Source organism: Blautia sp. SC05B48 (genome assembly GCF_005848555.1).
Classification (GTDB): Bacteria; Bacillota; Clostridia; order Lachnospirales; family Lachnospiraceae; genus Blautia_A.
In genome coordinates, this window is sequence record NZ_CP040518.1 from 1,837,646 (window position 1) to 1,854,235 (window position 16,590).

Sequence of the window (16,590 nt, forward strand, 5' to 3'; positions counted from 1 at the left end):
ATAACTGAAAGCCATCAGTCCGATGAAGATGTAAAGAACATTTTCATCGGGCTGATGGCTTTTTTGAATAAAAATAAAAAATATGAATAGAATAAACAAATAAAAAGTGCGCGAAAAAATGGCAAAAATATAACATATATGACGAGTTTTTGACACAATACAAATAAATTTCTCGTTAAATTGCATAATAAACGTTGTTTTAAAAAAGTGATTGTGGTACAATTTGGATATGCAGAGAGGCGGTGATCAGATGATCCAGGAAACGATCAAGGCAGTGAAAGAGGCGGAGGCAAAAGCGCAGCAGAAGATAAAGGATGCATCCGTCCGTGCACAGAGTATCATCAGCGAAGCTGAGAAAGAGGCAGAGAATATTATCAGAAAGTCGGAAACAGTCGCCGGCGAACAGGCGGCATCTGATATGAAAGCAGCCGAGGAACGTGCACACAGTACAGAGAACACTGTCGTTGGACAAGTAGAGGAGGAGCTTGCAGCTTTGAAAAAGAAAGCGGAGTCGAAGCACGAGCAGGCTATCCAGGCAGTAATGGACAGTTTGTTCTGAGAGGGGGAGTGCGAAAATGGCAGTATTGCAGATGCAGCGAATCAGTATCTGCGCAATGAAAAAGAACCGTAAGGCCATATTGGAAGAACTGCAGTCAATTGGAGTATTGGAGATCGATGCAGCGGAGCTGGATCCGGAGCTTAAGACGATGGATACCATGAATGCCCGGCTGATCTTTGAGAAGAACGCATCCCTTTGTGATCAGGCAATCGAGATACTGGATGAATTTTCAAAGGAAAAGCAATCCATGCTGGCATCCCTGGCAGGGAAACCGCTGATCGGAAGGAAGCAGGAGGAAGAAGCTATCCGGGATCAGGAAGAGATCCTGAGAACAGCCAGAGAAATACAGGGATACCGGAAGAAGCTTACAGAGAACATTGCGGCGGCAGTTAAGCTGGAACAGCAGGAAGCAGCTCTTGCTCCATGGCTGAAGCTGGATATTCCGATGAACTTCGGAGGTACAGCGAAAGCAGCGGTACTTGTGGGAAGTATTGACGGAAATATAACTCTGGATCAGGTATACAGTCAGCTGGCAGCGGATGCACCACAGCTTGAAGCCTTTGATATCCGGGAAATCTCAAATGACGCCGGTAAGCTGAGCCTGGTGGTTGTCTGCCTGAAATCACAGGCGCAGGAACTGGAAGAAGCGCTTCGGATGCAGGGATTTGCAAGACCGGCACAGCTGGTGTCAGAGGTTCCGGCACAGGAACTGGAGAACCTTAAGAATGAAGTGGTACGCATTCAGGAAGAGTCCGAACAGATCCGGGAGCAGATATGCGCTCTTCACGGCAGGAAGAGCTCTCTTCAGCTTTTGTCCGATTATTTCCGAATCCGTGCACAGAAATATGAGGTATTAGGACAGCTCCGCCAGTCGGAGAGCACTTTTTTTGTGACAGGATATCTTCCGAAGAAACAGGTTCCTGCAATGGAGAAACGGCTTACGGAGAAGTACGATATTGTTTTTGAAGCAGAAGATGCTGAGGGAGAAAATGTTCCGGTTGCCCTTCAGAACGGTAAATTCGGAGCAGCAGGAGAGGGAGTTCTGGCAGCATTTGGTCTTCCCGGAAAGGGAGAGATCGATCCTTCCATGATCATGACAGCCTGCTATGTATTTCTTTTCGGACTGATGCTGTCAGACGCAGCATATGGACTGATCGTCTTTGCAGTCTGTCTGGGAGTACTTCTGAAGTTCCCCAGGATGGAGAGCGGAATGCAGAAATCCATCCGGCTTTTTATGTACTGTGGATTGTCCACTTTGTTCTGGGGCGTGATGTTTGGCGGATATTTCGGAGATTTTATCGATGTATTTTCGAAGGTATATCTGCACAGGCCGGTCACGGTGAAGCCGGTATGGTTTGCACCGTTAAATGAGCCAATGAGACTTCTGGTGTTCTCCATGCTGTTTGGTCTGATCCATATGTTTCTGGGAATGGGTCTTAAGGGCTACATGCTGTTACGTGACAGAAAATATCTCGACTTTTTCTGTGACGTAGTACTCTGGTTCCTGCTTCTTATGGGACTGATCCTGATCTTTATCCCAAGCAGCATGTTCCGTTCTATTTCTCAGATGGATCTGAACCTTTCGCCGGCAGTGATACAGGTCGGAAAATGGATGGCGATCATTGGTGCGGTGGGAATTCTCTTCATGTCAGGAAGAGATAAGAAGAATCCATTCCTGAGGCTGGCGCTTGGAGCCTATGATCTTTACAATATCACGGGATGGGTCAGTGATATCCTTTCCTATTCCAGACTTCTGGCCCTGGGACTTGCCACCGGAGTTATCGCATCGGTTATGAACCAGATGGGAAGTATGCTGGGAGACAGTATTCTGGGATGGATCGTATTTATCCTTGTATTTGTGATTGGTCATATCTTTAACCTTCTGATCAATCTTCTGGGTGCATACGTGCACACCTGCCGATTACAGTACGTAGAATTTTTCGGCAAATTCTTTGAGGGCGGAGGAAAAGAGTTCCACCCCTTCCGCGAAAATACAAAATATGTAGATATTAAGGAGGATTAATATTATGAGTGGTATCGTTTGGGCATTATTGGGAGCAGCAATTTCCGTAGCTCTTGCAGGTATAGGTTCCGCCATCGGTGTTGGTACAGCCGGCCGTGCAGCAGCAGGCGTTGTAACAGAAGACCCGGACAAATTTGCTAAGGTTCTGCTTCTTCAGCTTCTTCCCGGTACGCAGGGTATTTACGGACTTCTGGTAGCATTCCTTGCACTTTCCAAGGTTGGTATCTTGGGCGGCGGTGTTGCTGATATTTCCCTGGAAACCGGTCTTATGATCTTTGTGGCTTGTCTTCCGATCGCTATCGCAGGTCTTCTTTCTGCGATCCATCAGGGAAAAACTTCCGTAGCTTCCATCGGTATCGTAGCCAAGAAGCCGGAGCAGTTCGGTAAAGCCATGCTTTTCCCTGCAATGGTTGAGACATATGCGATTCTGGCTCTTCTGATTTCCATTCTTGCAGTCAGCGGAATTCAGGTTTGATTCATCAGGAGGGGCAGAGCATGACAGGATTAGAGAAGATGGTAAGCCAGATTCTTGAAGAGGCCGATGCTTCTGCAGCCGTTACGATCAGTGATGCGGAGAAAAAAGCCGCAGAGATCCTCAGGGAAGCCGGAGAAAAGGCAGATAAGATCCGGCAGCAGAGAGAAGAACAGTCCAGGGCAAAGGTAAAAAGCTATGAAGAGCGGACAGCTTCCGCTGCAGATATGAAGAAGCGTACCGCAGTTCTTGCAGCCAAGCAGGAGCTGATCGGAAATGTGATCGCAGATGCCTGTGACCGTGTGAAGAATCTGGATGAAGAAAAATATTTTGGGATCCTTAAGAATATGGCTGAGAAATATCTTCTTCCAAGAGAAGGAGAGATCTGTTTTTCAAAAAAGGATCTGGAACGTATGCCGGCAGGTTTCCGTGAGGAAATAAAGAGCCTGGCACAGAAAAAGGGTGGTGTGCTGGAAATTTCCGGTGAAACCCGAAACATAGACGGAGGTTTTATCCTGATATACGGCGGCATTGAGGAAAACTGTTCCATTGATGCCATGTTCGCAGAGAAGCGGGATGAGCTTCTGGATCAGGTAAGAAAGATTTTGTTTGCGTAAAACACCATCGCAAAAAGGAGGGCGTGAATGATGTTTGGTGAAGATTATGCCTATGCGGTGGCGCGGATACGTGTTCTGGAGACCGGACTTCTGAATCAGGCGGCGATCGAGCAGCTTCTGGCATGTCAGGATGAGCAGCAGTGCCTTCAGATCCTTACAGAGAAGGGCTGGGGAAACGGTGATCCTGCAGCCGGTGCGGACGCCATTCTTTCCCGGGAGAGAGAAAAGATCTGGGAGATCATGGATTCGCTGGTAGCGGACCGATCTGTGTTTTCTGTTCTTTCTTATCAGGATCTTTTCCACAATCTGAAAGCGGCTGTGAAGGCAAGCATCCTGCAAGGGGCAGCGCCGAATATTTTTTTCAGCGACTGTTCCATTGACGGAGAGGATATGGTGAAATTCCTGAAGGATAAGGAATATGATCGTTTTCCTGAGGATATGCGGGAAGCGGCAAGAGAAGCCTATGAGACCTTTTTGCACACAAGAGACGGACAGCTTGCGGATATTATCGTAGACAGGGCAGCACTGGATGCCATAAAAAAAGCCGGAGAACGGTCAAAAGAAGAGATCGTCCGGCAGTATGCGGAATCCACGGTAGCGGTAGCAGATATCCGGATCGCAGTCCGTGCCTGCAAAACAGGAAAAAGTTCGGACTTTATGAAAAAAGCCATGGCAGAATGTGACACACTGGATAAGGAGAGACTGATCCACGCGGCAGTAAGCGGAATGGATCAGATCATGGGTTATCTGGCAGAAACGAAATATGGGGACGGAGCTCTGGCACTGGCGGAATCAGCTTCCGCTTTTGAGAGATGGTGTGATAACCAGATCATGGAGACCATCCGCCCTCAGCTGTACAATTCATTTTCACTGGGACCGCTGGTAGCTTATGTGCTTGCCCGTGAAAATGAGATCAAGACGGTGCGGATCATTCTCACCGGAAAGCGCAGCGGCCTTCCGGAAGAGTTTATCCGGGAAAGGGCAAGGGAAATGTATGTATAAGATCGCAGTTTTAGGTGATTATAACAGCATTTACGGGTTTGCGGCTCTTGGCCTTGATACTTTTCCGGTGGAGGATCCCGCAGAAGGTAAAGAGAAGCTTAACCGTCTGGCGGCCGGTGAATATGCGGTTATTTATATTACGGAACAGCTGGCGGCCCAGCTTTCCGCAGAGATCAGTAAATACAGTGAGGAGCTGATGCCTGCGATCATTCAGATTCCCGGAATTTCCGGAAATACAGGTGCAGGTATCGAAAATGTAAAGAAATCCGTGGAGACGGCAGTTGGCTCCGATATTCTTTTCAGTAATGAGTGACAAGAAAGCAGGTGATTGGTTCAGATGAGCAGAGGAACCATTAAGAAGGTGGCAGGACCGCTGGTAATTGCCAAGGGTATGCGGGATGCAAATATGTATGACGTGGTTCGTGTAAGCAGCCAGCGTCTGATCGGTGAGATCATTGAGATGCATGAAGATGAGGCTTCCATACAGGTATATGAGGAGACTTCAGGACTTCGTCCGGGAGAACCGGTAGAGTCCATGGAGGTGCCCCTTTCCGTGGAGCTTGGTCCTGGCCTTATTACAAGCATTTACGATGGAATACAGCGTCCGCTGGATGACATCATGAAGGTAGCAGGCAGCAACAACCTGAAACGAGGCGTTGAGGTTCCTGCCCTGAAGCGGGATAAAAAATGGAATTTCATTCCGGTTGCGAAGGTGGGAGATCAGCTGGAGGGCGGCGATGTTCTTGGAACCGTTCAGGAGACTATCGTTGTTACACAGAAGATCATGGTACCTCCCAATATGAAAGGTACTCTGAAGGAAATTAAATCCGGCGAGTTTACCGTGGATGAGACCGTTGCAGTTCTTTCCACAGCAGACGGCGATAAAGAGCTGACCCTGATGCAGCACTGGCCGGTACGACGTGGCCGTCCATATAAGAAGAAACTTCCGCCAGCCAAGCCTCTGGTAACAGGACAGCGTGTTATTGATACCATGTTCCCTATTGCCAAGGGTGGTGTGGCAGCAGTTCCCGGCCCGTTCGGAAGCGGCAAGACGGTTATCCAGCATCAGCTTGCAAAATGGGCTGAGGCAGATATCGTGGTCTATATCGGCTGCGGTGAGCGTGGAAATGAGATGACAGACGTTCTGAACGAGTTCCCGGAGCTGAAGGATCCGAAAACAGGACAGTCTCTGATGGAGCGTACGGTTCTGATCGCCAATACCTCAGATATGCCGGTTGCAGCTCGTGAGGCGTCGATCTATACAGGTATTACAATTGCGGAGTATTTCCGTGATATGGGATATTCCGTAGCATTGATGGCAGATTCTACTTCCAGATGGGCTGAGGCTCTCCGTGAGATGTCCGGACGACTGGAGGAGATGCCAGGCGAGGAAGGTTATCCTGCATATCTTGGTTCCCGTCTTGCACAGTTCTATGAGCGTGCCGGACATGTGATCTGCAGTGGAAAAGACGGAAGAGAGGGTGCCCTGACAGCGATCGGCGCCGTATCTCCTCCAGGTGGTGATATCTCCGAGCCGGTTTCCCAGGCGACACTTCGAATCGTAAAGGTATTCTGGGGACTGGACGCAAACCTTGCATACAAACGTCATTTCCCGGCGATCAACTGGCTGACCAGCTATTCTCTGTATCTGGACAGCGTTGGCGGATGGTTTGACGAAAATGTAGCGAATGACTGGATGAAGCTCCGTCAGAGAATGATGACCCTTCTTCAGGAAGAGGCAGAGCTGGAAGAAATCGTAAAGATGGTAGGTATGGATGCGCTTTCTCCGGGTGATCGACTGAAAATGGAAGCAGCCCGTTCCATCCGAGAGGATTTCCTCCACCAGAACTCTTTCCACGAGATCGATACCTACACATCTCTGGAAAAACAGCACAATATGATGCGTCTGGTACTTGCATTTTATGATGCGGGTCTGGATGCGCTGAAACAGGGCGCAGATATTAATGATATCGTAAAGCTTCCGGTACGTGAGCAGATCGGCCGTTATAAATATACAAAAGAAGATCAGCTGGCAGCAGAATATGAGAAAGTAACCCGCCAGCTTGCAGCAGAGACTGCGGAACTTCTGGGAAAGGAGGGCCTGTAAAATGCCAAAAGAATATAGGACCATACAGGAAGTTGCCGGCCCTTTGATGCTGGTACGAGGCGTTGAAGATGTGGCATTTGACGAGCTGGGCGAGATTGAACTTGCCGATGGCGAAACAAGAAGATGCCGTGTTCTGGAGATTGATGGAAGCAATGCGCTGGTACAGCTCTTTGAGAGTTCCACAGGTATCAACCTTTCCAACAGTAAAGTACGTTTTCTGGGACGAAGCATGGAGCTTGGTGTATCCGGCGATATGCTGGGCCGTGTCTTTGACGGACTAGGCCGTCCCATTGATGACGGTCCGGAGATCCTTCCGGAAGAGAGAAGAGATATCAACGGCCTGCCGATGAATCCGGCAGCCAGAAGTTATCCGGAGGAGTTTATCCAGACGGGTGTATCTGCGATTGACGGACTGAACACCCTGGTACGTGGACAGAAACTTCCGATCTTCTCCGCATCCGGTCTTCCTCATGCACAGCTTGCGGCACAGATCGCGAGACAGGCGAAGGTTCGCGGAAAAGACGAGCAGTTCGCCGTTGTATTTGCTGCCATGGGTATCACTTTCGAGGAGTCAAACTTCTTCGTAGAGAGCTTTAAGGAAACCGGAGCTATAGACCGTACTGTTCTTTTTGTAAACCTGGCAAATGACCCGGCTGTTGAGCGTATCGCTACTCCGCGAATGGCACTGACAGCAGCAGAATATCTTGCCTTCGAAAAAGATATGCACGTACTGGTAATCCTTACAGATATCACAAACTATGCGGATGCTCTCCGTGAGGTTTCCGCAGCGCGTAAAGAGGTTCCGGGCCGTCGTGGATATCCCGGATACATGTATACAGACCTTGCTTCTCTCTACGAGCGTGCAGGCCGTCAGAAAGGAAAATCAGGAAGTATCACCATGGTTCCGATCCTGACTATGCCTGAGGATGATAAGACCCATCCGATCCCGGACCTTACCGGTTACATCACAGAGGGACAGATCATCCTGAGCCGTGAGCTTTACCGTAAGGGAATCACACCGCCCATCGATGTTCTTCCGTCTCTGTCACGACTGAAGGATAAGGGTATCGGTGAAGGCAAGACAAGAGCAGACCATGCAAACACCATGAACCAGCTGTTTGCCGCATATGCTCGTGGTAAAGAGGCCAAAGAGCTGATGACCATTCTTGGTGAGGCAGCTCTCTCTGACATTGACCTGATCTATGCAAAATTTGCGGATGCTTTCGAGAAGGAATATGTTTCCCAGGGCTATCAGGCTAACCGTGATATTGAGGAAACACTGGCCATCGGCTGGAAGCTGCTTTCCATTCTTCCGAGAAGCGAGCTGAAACGTATCGATGACAAATTCCTTGATCAGTATTACGGAAAAGTATAAAGGGGGGATGATTTGTGGCATCAACACAGGTGAATCCTACCCGTATGGAGCTTACGAAGCAGAAAAAGAAGCTGGTGACTGCAGTACGTGGCCATAAGCTTCTGAAGGATAAGCGGGACGAGCTGATGAGACAGTTCCTGGATCTGGTACGGGAGAATATGGAGCTGCGAAAAAAAGTAGAAGCCGGTATCCGAAGCGCCAACACCAATTTTGTCATTGCAAAAGCAGGAATGTCGGAGGAGACGCTGAATACGGCATTGATGGCTCCCAAGCAGGAAGTTTATCTGGAAACCGGAAAAAAGAATGTCATGAGTGTGGATATTCCTGTTTTTGAATACAAAACAAGAACACCGGATGCCAACGATATTTATTCCTATGGCTTTGCTTTTACATCCAGTGATCTGGACGGAGCGGTAAAATCCCTGGCAGACATCCTGCCGGATATGCTTCGTCTGGCAGAAGTGGAAAAGGCCTGTCAGCTTATGGCTTCCGAGATCGAAAAAACAAGGCGTCGTGTAAATGCCCTGGAGCATGTCATCATACCGGAAGCACAGGCAAACATCAAATACATCACCATGAAGCTGGATGAGAACGAGAGAAGTACCCAGATCCGACTGATGAAGGTGAAAGATATGATGCTGGAGGAGGCACATCATTATAAGGAGCGGGAGGCAGAGCGCGGAGCGTAAAGCGCAGCCATCCTGAAAGAAAAAGAAAAGTTTATATAGAAAGTTTTAAGTAACGGGAAGGAGATGTCCCTGTACTGTGTGAAATTTCGGCAGTGCAGGGGCGTTTTATTTATAAAATATTTAGCTTTTGTTATTAGAAAATCAAGAAAAATACAGTATAATAGATAATAAGTAAATCAGACAGCTGCAGATGCAGAAATATAAAAGAAAGCTGCTCTGTCTGCTGAGAAATAAAGAAATAAAAAATAAAGAAAGAGGAGAAAGCTGATCTGACCAGGTAAACTGCCGGGCAGCTGCATGGCTATGAACAGATGGCAAAGCAGATTGCGGTAGCGTCTGATCAGTAAGAGGTATATGAATATTTTACAGTCAATACAACAGCTGGACGGAGAAATCCTTCTCCTGATCCAGCGATATTTAAGAACGGATATGCTGACACCATTTATGAAATCTGTTACATTTCTGGGAAACGGAGGATGGTTCTGGATCCTCTGTGCAGTTGTTCTTCTTGCTGTTCCAAAGACAAGAAAAACAGGCTATGCGGCAGCCTTGTCCCTGATCTTCGGGGCGATCGTTACCAACCTGCTTCTCAAAAATATAGTGGCAAGACCAAGGCCTTTTGCGGAAATCGAAGCTCTCATCCCTATGATCACCAAACCGAAGGATTTCTCTTTTCCGTCAGGTCACACCACAGCATCCTTTGCCGTTGCTCTGGTAATGCTCCGGATGCTTCCGAAGAAATTCGGAATCCCGGCAGTAGTCCTGGCAGCACTGGTGGCATTTTCCAGACTGTATCTTGGTGTCCATTATCCGACAGATGTTCTGACCGGATTCGTGATCGCGCTGGTGGGAAGCATGTTGTCAGTATGGATCGTGCGAACGAAACCGGAAGACAAACAGGTACATTAGCATTGTCCATAGGAAATATGAAGCACTTTACCTGGACAAAGTATTGACACGCTGAAGCAAGACGGGGTAAAATTGTAGACAGTACAACAGATTCTGACTATGGTAGAAATAATGATATGAAACCCTGTAAAATCGGATAAAAGGAGAGAGCACAAAATGATATCAGAAAAAATGAAACCCTACGTAAAAAATAATTCCGCCATCCGTATGATGTTTGAGGAAGGAAACCGCCTCCGTGCGAAATACGGCGCAGACAAGGTTTTTGATTTCAGTCTCGGAAATCCAAGTGTACCGGCACCGGACAGCGTCCGCGAAGCAATTATCGAGCTTGTAAACACTACGGATCCGACTATTCTTCACGGCTATATGAGCAATGCAGGTTTTGAGGATGTACGCCAGACCATCGCAGAATCCCTCAACAGACGTTTCGATACAAAATTTTCCGCAAAGAATCTGATCATGACCGTCGGTGCTGCAAGCGGACTGAATGTGATCCTGAAAACAATCCTGAATCCTGGAGAAGAGGTGATCGTTTTTGCGCCATATTTTCTGGAATACGGTGCATATGTCCGCAATTATGATGGTGTCCTTGTGGAAATCTCTCCAGATACCACAACCTTCCAGCCAAATCTCGCTGAGTTTGAACAGAAGATCACACCGAAGACAAGAGCAGTTATCGTAAATACCCCGCACAATCCTACCGGAGTTGTATATTCAGAAGAAACGATCAAGAAACTTTCCGCAATCCTGGAAGCAAAACAGAAAGAGTTCGGAAGTGTGATCTACCTGATCTCCGATGAGCCATACCGTGAGCTGGCTTATGATGGCGTGGAGGTCCCATACCTGACGAAATATTATAACAATACTGTTGTGGGCTATTCCTACAGCAAATCTCTTTCCCTTCCGGGTGAACGTATCGGATATCTGGTGATCCCTGATGAGGCAGACGGAAGCGAAGAGCTGATCTCTGCAGCAACCATTGCAAACCGTACACTTGGCTGTGTAAATGCACCGTCCCTGATCCAGAAGGTAGTTGCAAAATGTGTAGACGCCAAGACTGATCTTGTAGCTTATGATAAAAATCGGCAGGCACTTTATAATGGCCTGAAAGAATGCGGATTTGAGTGTATCAAACCACAGGGTGCCTTCTATCTCTTTGTAAAATCTCCGGTTGAAGACGAAAAAGCCTTCTGTGAAGCCGGTAAGAAATATAACATCCTTATGGTACCGGGAAGCTCCTTCGCATGCCCCGGTTATGTGAGACTTGCATATTGTGTATCCTATGAGACAATTGTGAATTCTCTTCCTGAATTTAAAAAACTTGCAGCAGAGTATGGATTGAAATAAACGATCATTACCAAGCAGTTGAATAAAAGATCCCCGGTACAGTCTGTTCATGCAGCCCTGTATCGGGGATCTTTTGCAAGAGGGAATAAGCAAATGAAACGTAGTCGGGAGTGAATAGACTCCCGACTGTGTTTCATTAAAAGGATGTTCCACATTTATTTGGCTTTTTTCTTTTCTTTATTTGGCATTTCTCCGTAGTAAGCTTTCAGATAGATATCTTTCAGCTCGGATACAAGCGGATATCTCGGGTTGGCACCGGTACACTGGTCATTGAAGGCCTGCTCGGACATCTCATCCAGAGTTTCCAGGAAATGTTTCTCATCTACGCCGTAATCACGGATCGTCGGCAGGATCTCGATAGTTCTCATAAGCTCATCCAGTTTAGCAAGAAGTTTTTCGAATACTTCTGCATCGTTCTTGCCTGTAAGACCTACAGAACGTCCGATCTCAGCGTAGCGTGCAAGTGTCTTCGGATACTGATACTGTGGGAAAGTACCCATCTTAGTCGGAACCTCAGCACTGTTGTAACGCATAACATCCAGAAGAACAACTGCGTTTGCGATACCGTGTGGCAGGTGGTGGAAAGCACCGAGCTTGTGAGCGAGAGAGTGGTTAACGCCGAGGAATGCATTGGCGAATGCAAGACCTGCCATGCAGGAAGCGTTAGCCATGTGATCTCTGGCCTCTACGTCATTGCCATCTTTATATGCACGCGGCAGATACTCAAATACAAGCTTGATCGCTTTCAGTGCAAGACCATCGGTGTAATCGGAAGCCATCATGGAAACATAAGCCTCAATGGCATGTGTCATAACATCGATACCGGAAGCACGGGTAAGTCCCTTCGGTGCGCTCATCATGTTATTGGTATCTACGATCGCCATATCCGGGAGAAGCTCGTAATCAGCCAGTGGCCATTTAACGCCGGTATCCTGATCTGTGATGATGGCGAAAGGAGTAACCTCGGAGCCTGTACCGGAAGAGGTCGGGATCGCTACGAAGTAAGCTTTTTTACCCATCTTCGGGAAGGTATAAACTCTCTTACGGATATCCAGGAAGTCCATGGACATATCGGAGAAGTCAGCGTCCGGATTCTCATAAAGCATCCACATAACCTTGCCGGCATCCATTGCGGAACCGCCGCCAAGAGCGATGATGCAGTCTGGCTCAAAGGCTGTCATAGCCTTGGCACCGGCTTTGGCGGAAGCGAGAGACGGGTCAGGAGCTACATCAGAGAAGCATGTATGAACGATGCCCATCTGATCCAGTTTATCTTCGATCGGTTTGGTGTAGCCATTCTTGTAGAGGAAGGAGTCTGTTACGATGAAGCAGCGTTTCTTGCCCATAACAGTACCGAGCTCATCAAGAGCAACCGGCATACAGCCCTTCTTAAAGTAAACCTTTTCCGGGGTTCTCATCCAGAGCATATTCTCTCTCCTTTCAGCAACAGTCTTGGTATTGAGAAGGTGTTTGACACCAACGTTCTCGGATACGGAGTTACCGCCCCAGGAACCGCAGCCAAGAGTAAGGGATGGAGCAAGCTTGAAGTTGTAAAGGTCACCGATACCACCCTGGGAAGAAGGGGTATTGATAAGGATACGGCAGGTTTTCATAGTTGCTTCGAATTTATCCATCTTCTCTGTTTCATTTACGTTGATGTAGAGGGAAGAGGTATGACCATAGCCGCCGTCTGCAACGAGCTGCGCAGCCTTTGCAACAGCATCGTCAAAATTCTTGGCCTTGTACATGGCAAGTACAGGGGAAAGCTTCTCGTGTGCGAATTCTTCGCTGATATCAACGGACTCAACCTCACCGATCAGGATCTTGGTCTCAGCCGGTACAGTAACGCCTGCCATTTCAGCGATAGTAGCAGCCTTCTGTCCTACGATCTTGGCATTCAGTGCACCGTTGATAAGGATGGTCTTTCTGACTTTCTCGATCTCGTCTTTTTTAAGGAAGTAGCATCCTCTGTAAAGGAACTCTTCCTTCACTTCTTTATAAATGCTCTCCAGAACAGTTACGGACTGCTCGGAAGCACAGATCATACCATTGTCAAAGGTCTTGGAGTGGATGATGGAGTTAACTGCAAGACGGATATCTGCGCTGTCATCAATAATGGCAGGTGTATTTCCGGGTCCTACACCAACAGCCGGTTTACCGGAGGAGTAAGCTGCTTTGACCATTCCGGGACCACCGGTGGCAAGGATGATATCTGCGTTCTGCATTACCATGTTGGTAAGGTCAAGGCTTGGGATATCGATCCATCCGATGATTCCTTCCGGCGCACCTGCGGCAACAGCTGCTTCCAGAACAACTTTTGCAGCTTCAATAGTGGATTTCTTAGCACGCGGATGCGGGCTGATGATGATCGCATTACGGGTTTTCAGGGAAATAAGAGATTTATAGATTGCTGTGGAGGTCGGGTTGGTTGTAGGGATAACTGCTGCGATCAGTCCTACAGGTTCCAGGATCTTCTTAAGTCCGTATGCCTTGTCTTCTTCTACAACACCACATGTCTGAGTGTTCTTATATGCATTGTAAACATACTCTGCTGCGTAATGGTTCTTGATAACCTTGTCTTCCATGATACCCATGCCTGTTTCCTCAACAGCCATTTTGGCAAGTGGGATACGCATCTTGTCAGCAGCAGTAGCAGCTGCCTTAAAGATCTTGTCGACCTGCTCCTGTGTGTAGGTAGCAAAGATCTTCTGTGCCTCTTTCATTGCAGCCATTTTCGCGGTCAGGGCTTCTGGAGTGTCGATGATGGTAGGGATAGTTTCTTTCTTTGCCATGTGGAATCCTCCTGTTTTCATATGATAATGGTCTGTGGTCCTGCGGGCTTATCCTTTTTTCGCCGGCAGGTGCTGCAGAGTTTTGTAAGTTCCCGCGCTGCGTTTCGTTGTTGATTCAATCTGATTGAATTTTCTGCTTTGATACTGATATAGTATCAAAATTCTGAAAAAAACGCAAATTCTGAATTTTGCCACTATGTGCAAAATGACGAACAGAAAATTCGGGGAAAATACTGTAAATTTTACTTTGCAGAACGCTGAATTATTGGAAAAATCTTAAAAAAATTTTTGAAATTCAGCACTGTGAACAAAAAACATGTTAAAAAATTGTCAGCACTGACAAAAAACATGCACACATATGAAGGGTGGGCAAAAGATAAAACGCAACATGTGGTTAAAACATTAACGTTAAACTTTTGTCAAACGATCATATACACATTATAATTTAACTGATTTTAGACGTCAATAGAGAATTCGATAAATAATTAACAAAAATAAAGAAAGATTTTGATAAATAATTAACAAAAATATCGCGCCATGGTAAAGTATAGAATCATAAGAAATAAAAAAACTTGAAACTGTTCAAATTTTCAGAACAATTAAGCGAAAAGTATCAGGATTTTACGACAGAAAACGGATTTTCCGGCAGAAAAAAACTGCCATACGGGAAATTCTTCCCATATGGCAGTTGTATAAATGTGGTTCATGCGGAATATTACCGGTGAACCGTACTAAATAACAGTCAAAACCTATCAGCTCTTGCGGAATGCGGCACGTTTTCTGTCTCTGGAGTCCAGAATACGTTTACGGATACGAAGGCTTGTCGGTGTTACCTCAAGAAGCTCATCCTGGTCGATGAACTCAATGGCCTGCTCAAGACTTAAGATCTTTGGCGGAACAAGCTTCAGTGCATCGTCAGCGGAAGAGGAACGGGTGTTGGTAAGGTGCTTGGTCTTGCAGACATTCAGTTCGATATCCTCGGCCTTTCCGTTCTGTCCGATGACCATACCGCTGTAAACCTTCTCGCCAGGTCCGACAAAGAGAGTACCACGCTCCTGAGCAGAGAAAAGACCGTAGGTAACAGTTTCGCCTGCCTCGAATGCGATGAGGGAACCCTGTTTACGGTACGGGAAGTCTCCCTTGTATGGTGCGTATCCGTCAAACATGGTGTTCAGGATACCGGTACCCTTGGTGGAGGTAAGGCATTCGTTACGGAATCCGATCAGTCCACGGGAGGGGATGGAGAACTCGAGACGTACAGTTCCGTCGCTTGCTGTGCTCATACCCTGAAGCTCACCTTTACGCTCGCTGAGTTTCTGGATGATAGTACCGGAAAATTCTTCCGGAACGTCAACGTATGCGATTTCGATCGGCTCCAGTTTACGTCCACGCTCGTCTGTGTGATAGAGAACCTCCGGTTTGCTGACTGCAAACTCGTATCCCTCACGGCGCATGTTCTCAATAAGAACGGAGAGGTGAAGCTCACCACGGCCGGAAACCTTGAAGCACTCGGTTGTATCGGTGTCTTCTACACGAAGGCTGACGTCTGTGTTCAGCTCACGGTAGAGACGGTCACGAAGGTGACGGGAAGTGATGTATTTACCTTCCTGTCCTGCAAGAGGACTGTCGTTTACAAGGAAGTTCATGGAGATTGTTGGCTCGGAAATCTTCTGGAACGGAATGGACTCCGGGTTGTCTCCTGCACAGAGGGTATCTCCAATGTGGATATCCGCGATACCGGAGATTGCAACAATAGCTCCGATGGTAGCGCTTTTAACTTCAACTTTGTTCAGTCCGTCAAATTCGTAGAGTTTGCTGATCTTTACGCGCTCGTGTTTGTCAGGGTCATGATGGTTCAGAAGCATCAGCTCCTGGTTCACGGAAATGGTTCCGCGCTCAACCTTACCGACACCGATACGGCCTACATACTCATTGTAGTCGATGGTGCTGATAAGAACCTGCGTATCTCCGTCCGGATCTCCCTCCGGAGCAGGAATCGCATCAAGGATGGTCTCAAAAAGCGGAGCCATATTCTCAGGTTTGTCCTCAAGGTTACGAACTGCATAGCCGGCTTTTGCGGAGGCATACAGGAACGGGCAGTCCAGCTGTTCGTCAGATGCGTCCAGATCCATGAGAAGCTCCAGAACCTCGTCGACAACCTCCTCCGGACGTGCTTCCGGACGGTCGATCTTATTGATGCAGACAATAACATGCAGGTTCAGTTCGAGAGCTTTACGAAGTACAAATTTAGTCTGAGGCATGGCACCCTCGAAGGCGTCCACAAGAAGAATAACGCCGTCTACCATCTTCAGCACACGCTCTACCTCGCCGCCGAAGTCCGCATGACCTGGAGTATCGATGATATTGATTTTTACATCCTTATAATGAACTGCGGTGTTTTTGGAGAGAATCGTAATGCCGCGCTCACGCTCAATATCGTTGGAGTCCATGACACGTTCCTGGACTTCCTGGTTCTCACGGAAAACACCGCTCTGTTTCAAAAGCTCGTCAACAAGTGTTGTTTTACCGTGATCGACATGGGCGATAATGGCCACGTTACGAACATCTTCACGCTTGGTCTTCATATAATCCAAATCCTTTCTTTCCATATATAAGTAATCTTTTTTGTTAAAAATGATGTCCAAATTTATAGTCTATCACATTTTTGTGAGATTACAAGACATAAAAAAATATTTTT

13 protein-coding genes are annotated in these 16,590 nt (G+C 47.3%); 11 read left to right on the plus strand and 2 right to left on the minus strand.

The window, feature by feature from the left end; all coding sequences use genetic code 11:
• Positions 1-250 precede the first annotated feature (250 nt).
• The 11 genes from EYS05_RS08450 to EYS05_RS08500 all read left to right on the plus strand — a co-directional run bounded on the left by EYS05_RS08450 (position 251) and on the right by EYS05_RS08500 (position 11,100).
• Positions 251-559 carry a hypothetical protein gene (locus EYS05_RS08450; protein WP_158293325.1) on the plus strand — a complete coding sequence of 103 codons (309 nt, stop codon included), beginning with the start codon at positions 251-253 and terminating at the stop codon, positions 557-559.
• 16 nt (positions 560-575) lie between these two features.
• Positions 576-2,582: a V-type ATP synthase subunit I gene (locus EYS05_RS08455; protein ID WP_138276996.1), complete on the plus strand. Its 2,007-nt coding sequence runs from the start codon at positions 576-578 to the stop codon at positions 2,580-2,582.
• Positions 2,583-2,586: 4 nt separating this feature from the next.
• Positions 2,587-3,057: a V-type ATP synthase subunit K gene (locus EYS05_RS08460; protein WP_015526259.1), complete on the plus strand. Its 471-nt coding sequence runs from the start codon at positions 2,587-2,589 to the stop codon at positions 3,055-3,057.
• A gap of 20 nt (positions 3,058-3,077) precedes the next feature.
• The gene (locus tag EYS05_RS08465) at positions 3,078-3,671 is read left to right on the plus strand and encodes a V-type ATP synthase subunit E (RefSeq protein WP_015526258.1); all 594 of its coding nucleotides are present in this window, start codon (positions 3,078-3,080) and stop codon (positions 3,669-3,671) included.
• A gap of 30 nt (positions 3,672-3,701) precedes the next feature.
• Positions 3,702-4,673, plus strand: a complete 972-nt coding sequence (locus EYS05_RS08470) for a V0D/AC39 family V-type ATPase subunit (RefSeq protein ID WP_015526257.1) — start codon at positions 3,702-3,704, stop codon at positions 4,671-4,673.
• Positions 4,666-4,986: a V-type ATP synthase subunit F gene (locus EYS05_RS08475; protein ID WP_021652678.1), complete on the plus strand. Its 321-nt coding sequence runs from the start codon at positions 4,666-4,668 to the stop codon at positions 4,984-4,986. The genes EYS05_RS08470 and EYS05_RS08475 overlap by 8 nt, the downstream gene beginning before the upstream one ends.
• Before the next feature lie 24 nt (positions 4,987-5,010).
• Complete coding sequence (locus tag EYS05_RS08480) at positions 5,011-6,780, plus strand: V-type ATP synthase subunit A (RefSeq protein WP_022427341.1); 1,770 nt, start codon at positions 5,011-5,013, stop codon at positions 6,778-6,780.
• 1 nt (position 6,781) lies between these two features.
• Positions 6,782-8,155 (plus strand): V-type ATP synthase subunit B, encoded by a 1,374-nt coding sequence (locus EYS05_RS08485; protein WP_015526254.1) that lies wholly within the window; start codon positions 6,782-6,784, stop codon positions 8,153-8,155.
• 14 nt (positions 8,156-8,169) lie between these two features.
• Positions 8,170-8,844, plus strand: a complete 675-nt coding sequence (locus EYS05_RS08490) for a V-type ATP synthase subunit D (protein ID WP_021975777.1) — start codon at positions 8,170-8,172, stop codon at positions 8,842-8,844.
• 354 nt (positions 8,845-9,198) lie between these two features.
• Positions 9,199-9,753, plus strand: coding sequence for a phosphatase PAP2 family protein (locus EYS05_RS08495; RefSeq protein WP_015526252.1), 555 nt, complete (start codon positions 9,199-9,201; stop codon positions 9,751-9,753).
• A 156-nt stretch (positions 9,754-9,909) separates the two neighbouring features.
• Positions 9,910-11,100, plus strand: a complete 1,191-nt coding sequence (locus EYS05_RS08500) for a pyridoxal phosphate-dependent aminotransferase (protein ID WP_138276997.1) — start codon at positions 9,910-9,912, stop codon at positions 11,098-11,100.
• A 155-nt stretch (positions 11,101-11,255) separates the two neighbouring features.
• On the opposite strand, the gene adhE is transcribed toward EYS05_RS08500, so the two are convergent.
• Both adhE and typA read right to left on the minus strand, forming a co-directional pair.
• Positions 11,256-13,892 (minus strand): bifunctional acetaldehyde-CoA/alcohol dehydrogenase, encoded by a 2,637-nt coding sequence (gene adhE / locus EYS05_RS08505; RefSeq protein ID WP_022427337.1) that lies wholly within the window; start codon positions 13,890-13,892, stop codon positions 11,256-11,258.
• A 752-nt stretch (positions 13,893-14,644) separates the two neighbouring features.
• The gene (gene typA / locus EYS05_RS08510; RefSeq protein ID WP_138276998.1) at positions 14,645-16,477 is read right to left on the minus strand and encodes a translational GTPase TypA; all 1,833 of its coding nucleotides are present in this window, start codon (positions 16,475-16,477) and stop codon (positions 14,645-14,647) included.
• Between the last annotated feature and the right edge of the window lie 113 nt (positions 16,478-16,590).

What these genes read in the sequence shown, in the direction of transcription:
- EYS05_RS08465 (WP_015526258.1), top strand. Translation starts at nt 3,078, where the DNA reads ATGACAGGATTAGAGAAGATGGTAAGCCAGATTCTTGAAGAGGCCGAT.
- adhE (WP_022427337.1), bottom strand. Translation starts at nt 13,892, where the DNA reads ATGGCAAAGAAAGAAACTATCCCTACCATCATCGACACTCCAGAAGCC.
- EYS05_RS08460 (WP_015526259.1), top strand. Translation starts at nt 2,587, where the DNA reads ATGAGTGGTATCGTTTGGGCATTATTGGGAGCAGCAATTTCCGTAGCT.
- EYS05_RS08455 (WP_138276996.1), top strand. Translation starts at nt 576, where the DNA reads ATGGCAGTATTGCAGATGCAGCGAATCAGTATCTGCGCAATGAAAAAG.
- EYS05_RS08500 (WP_138276997.1), top strand. Translation starts at nt 9,910, where the DNA reads ATGATATCAGAAAAAATGAAACCCTACGTAAAAAATAATTCCGCCATC.
- EYS05_RS08495 (WP_015526252.1), top strand. Translation starts at nt 9,199, where the DNA reads ATGAATATTTTACAGTCAATACAACAGCTGGACGGAGAAATCCTTCTC.
- EYS05_RS08470 (WP_015526257.1), top strand. Translation starts at nt 3,702, where the DNA reads ATGTTTGGTGAAGATTATGCCTATGCGGTGGCGCGGATACGTGTTCTG.
- EYS05_RS08485 (WP_015526254.1), top strand. Translation starts at nt 6,782, where the DNA reads ATGCCAAAAGAATATAGGACCATACAGGAAGTTGCCGGCCCTTTGATG.
- EYS05_RS08480 (WP_022427341.1), top strand. Translation starts at nt 5,011, where the DNA reads ATGAGCAGAGGAACCATTAAGAAGGTGGCAGGACCGCTGGTAATTGCC.
- EYS05_RS08475 (WP_021652678.1), top strand. Translation starts at nt 4,666, where the DNA reads ATGTATAAGATCGCAGTTTTAGGTGATTATAACAGCATTTACGGGTTT.
- typA (WP_138276998.1), bottom strand. Translation starts at nt 16,477, where the DNA reads ATGAAGACCAAGCGTGAAGATGTTCGTAACGTGGCCATTATCGCCCAT.
- EYS05_RS08450 (WP_158293325.1), top strand. Translation starts at nt 251, where the DNA reads ATGATCCAGGAAACGATCAAGGCAGTGAAAGAGGCGGAGGCAAAAGCG.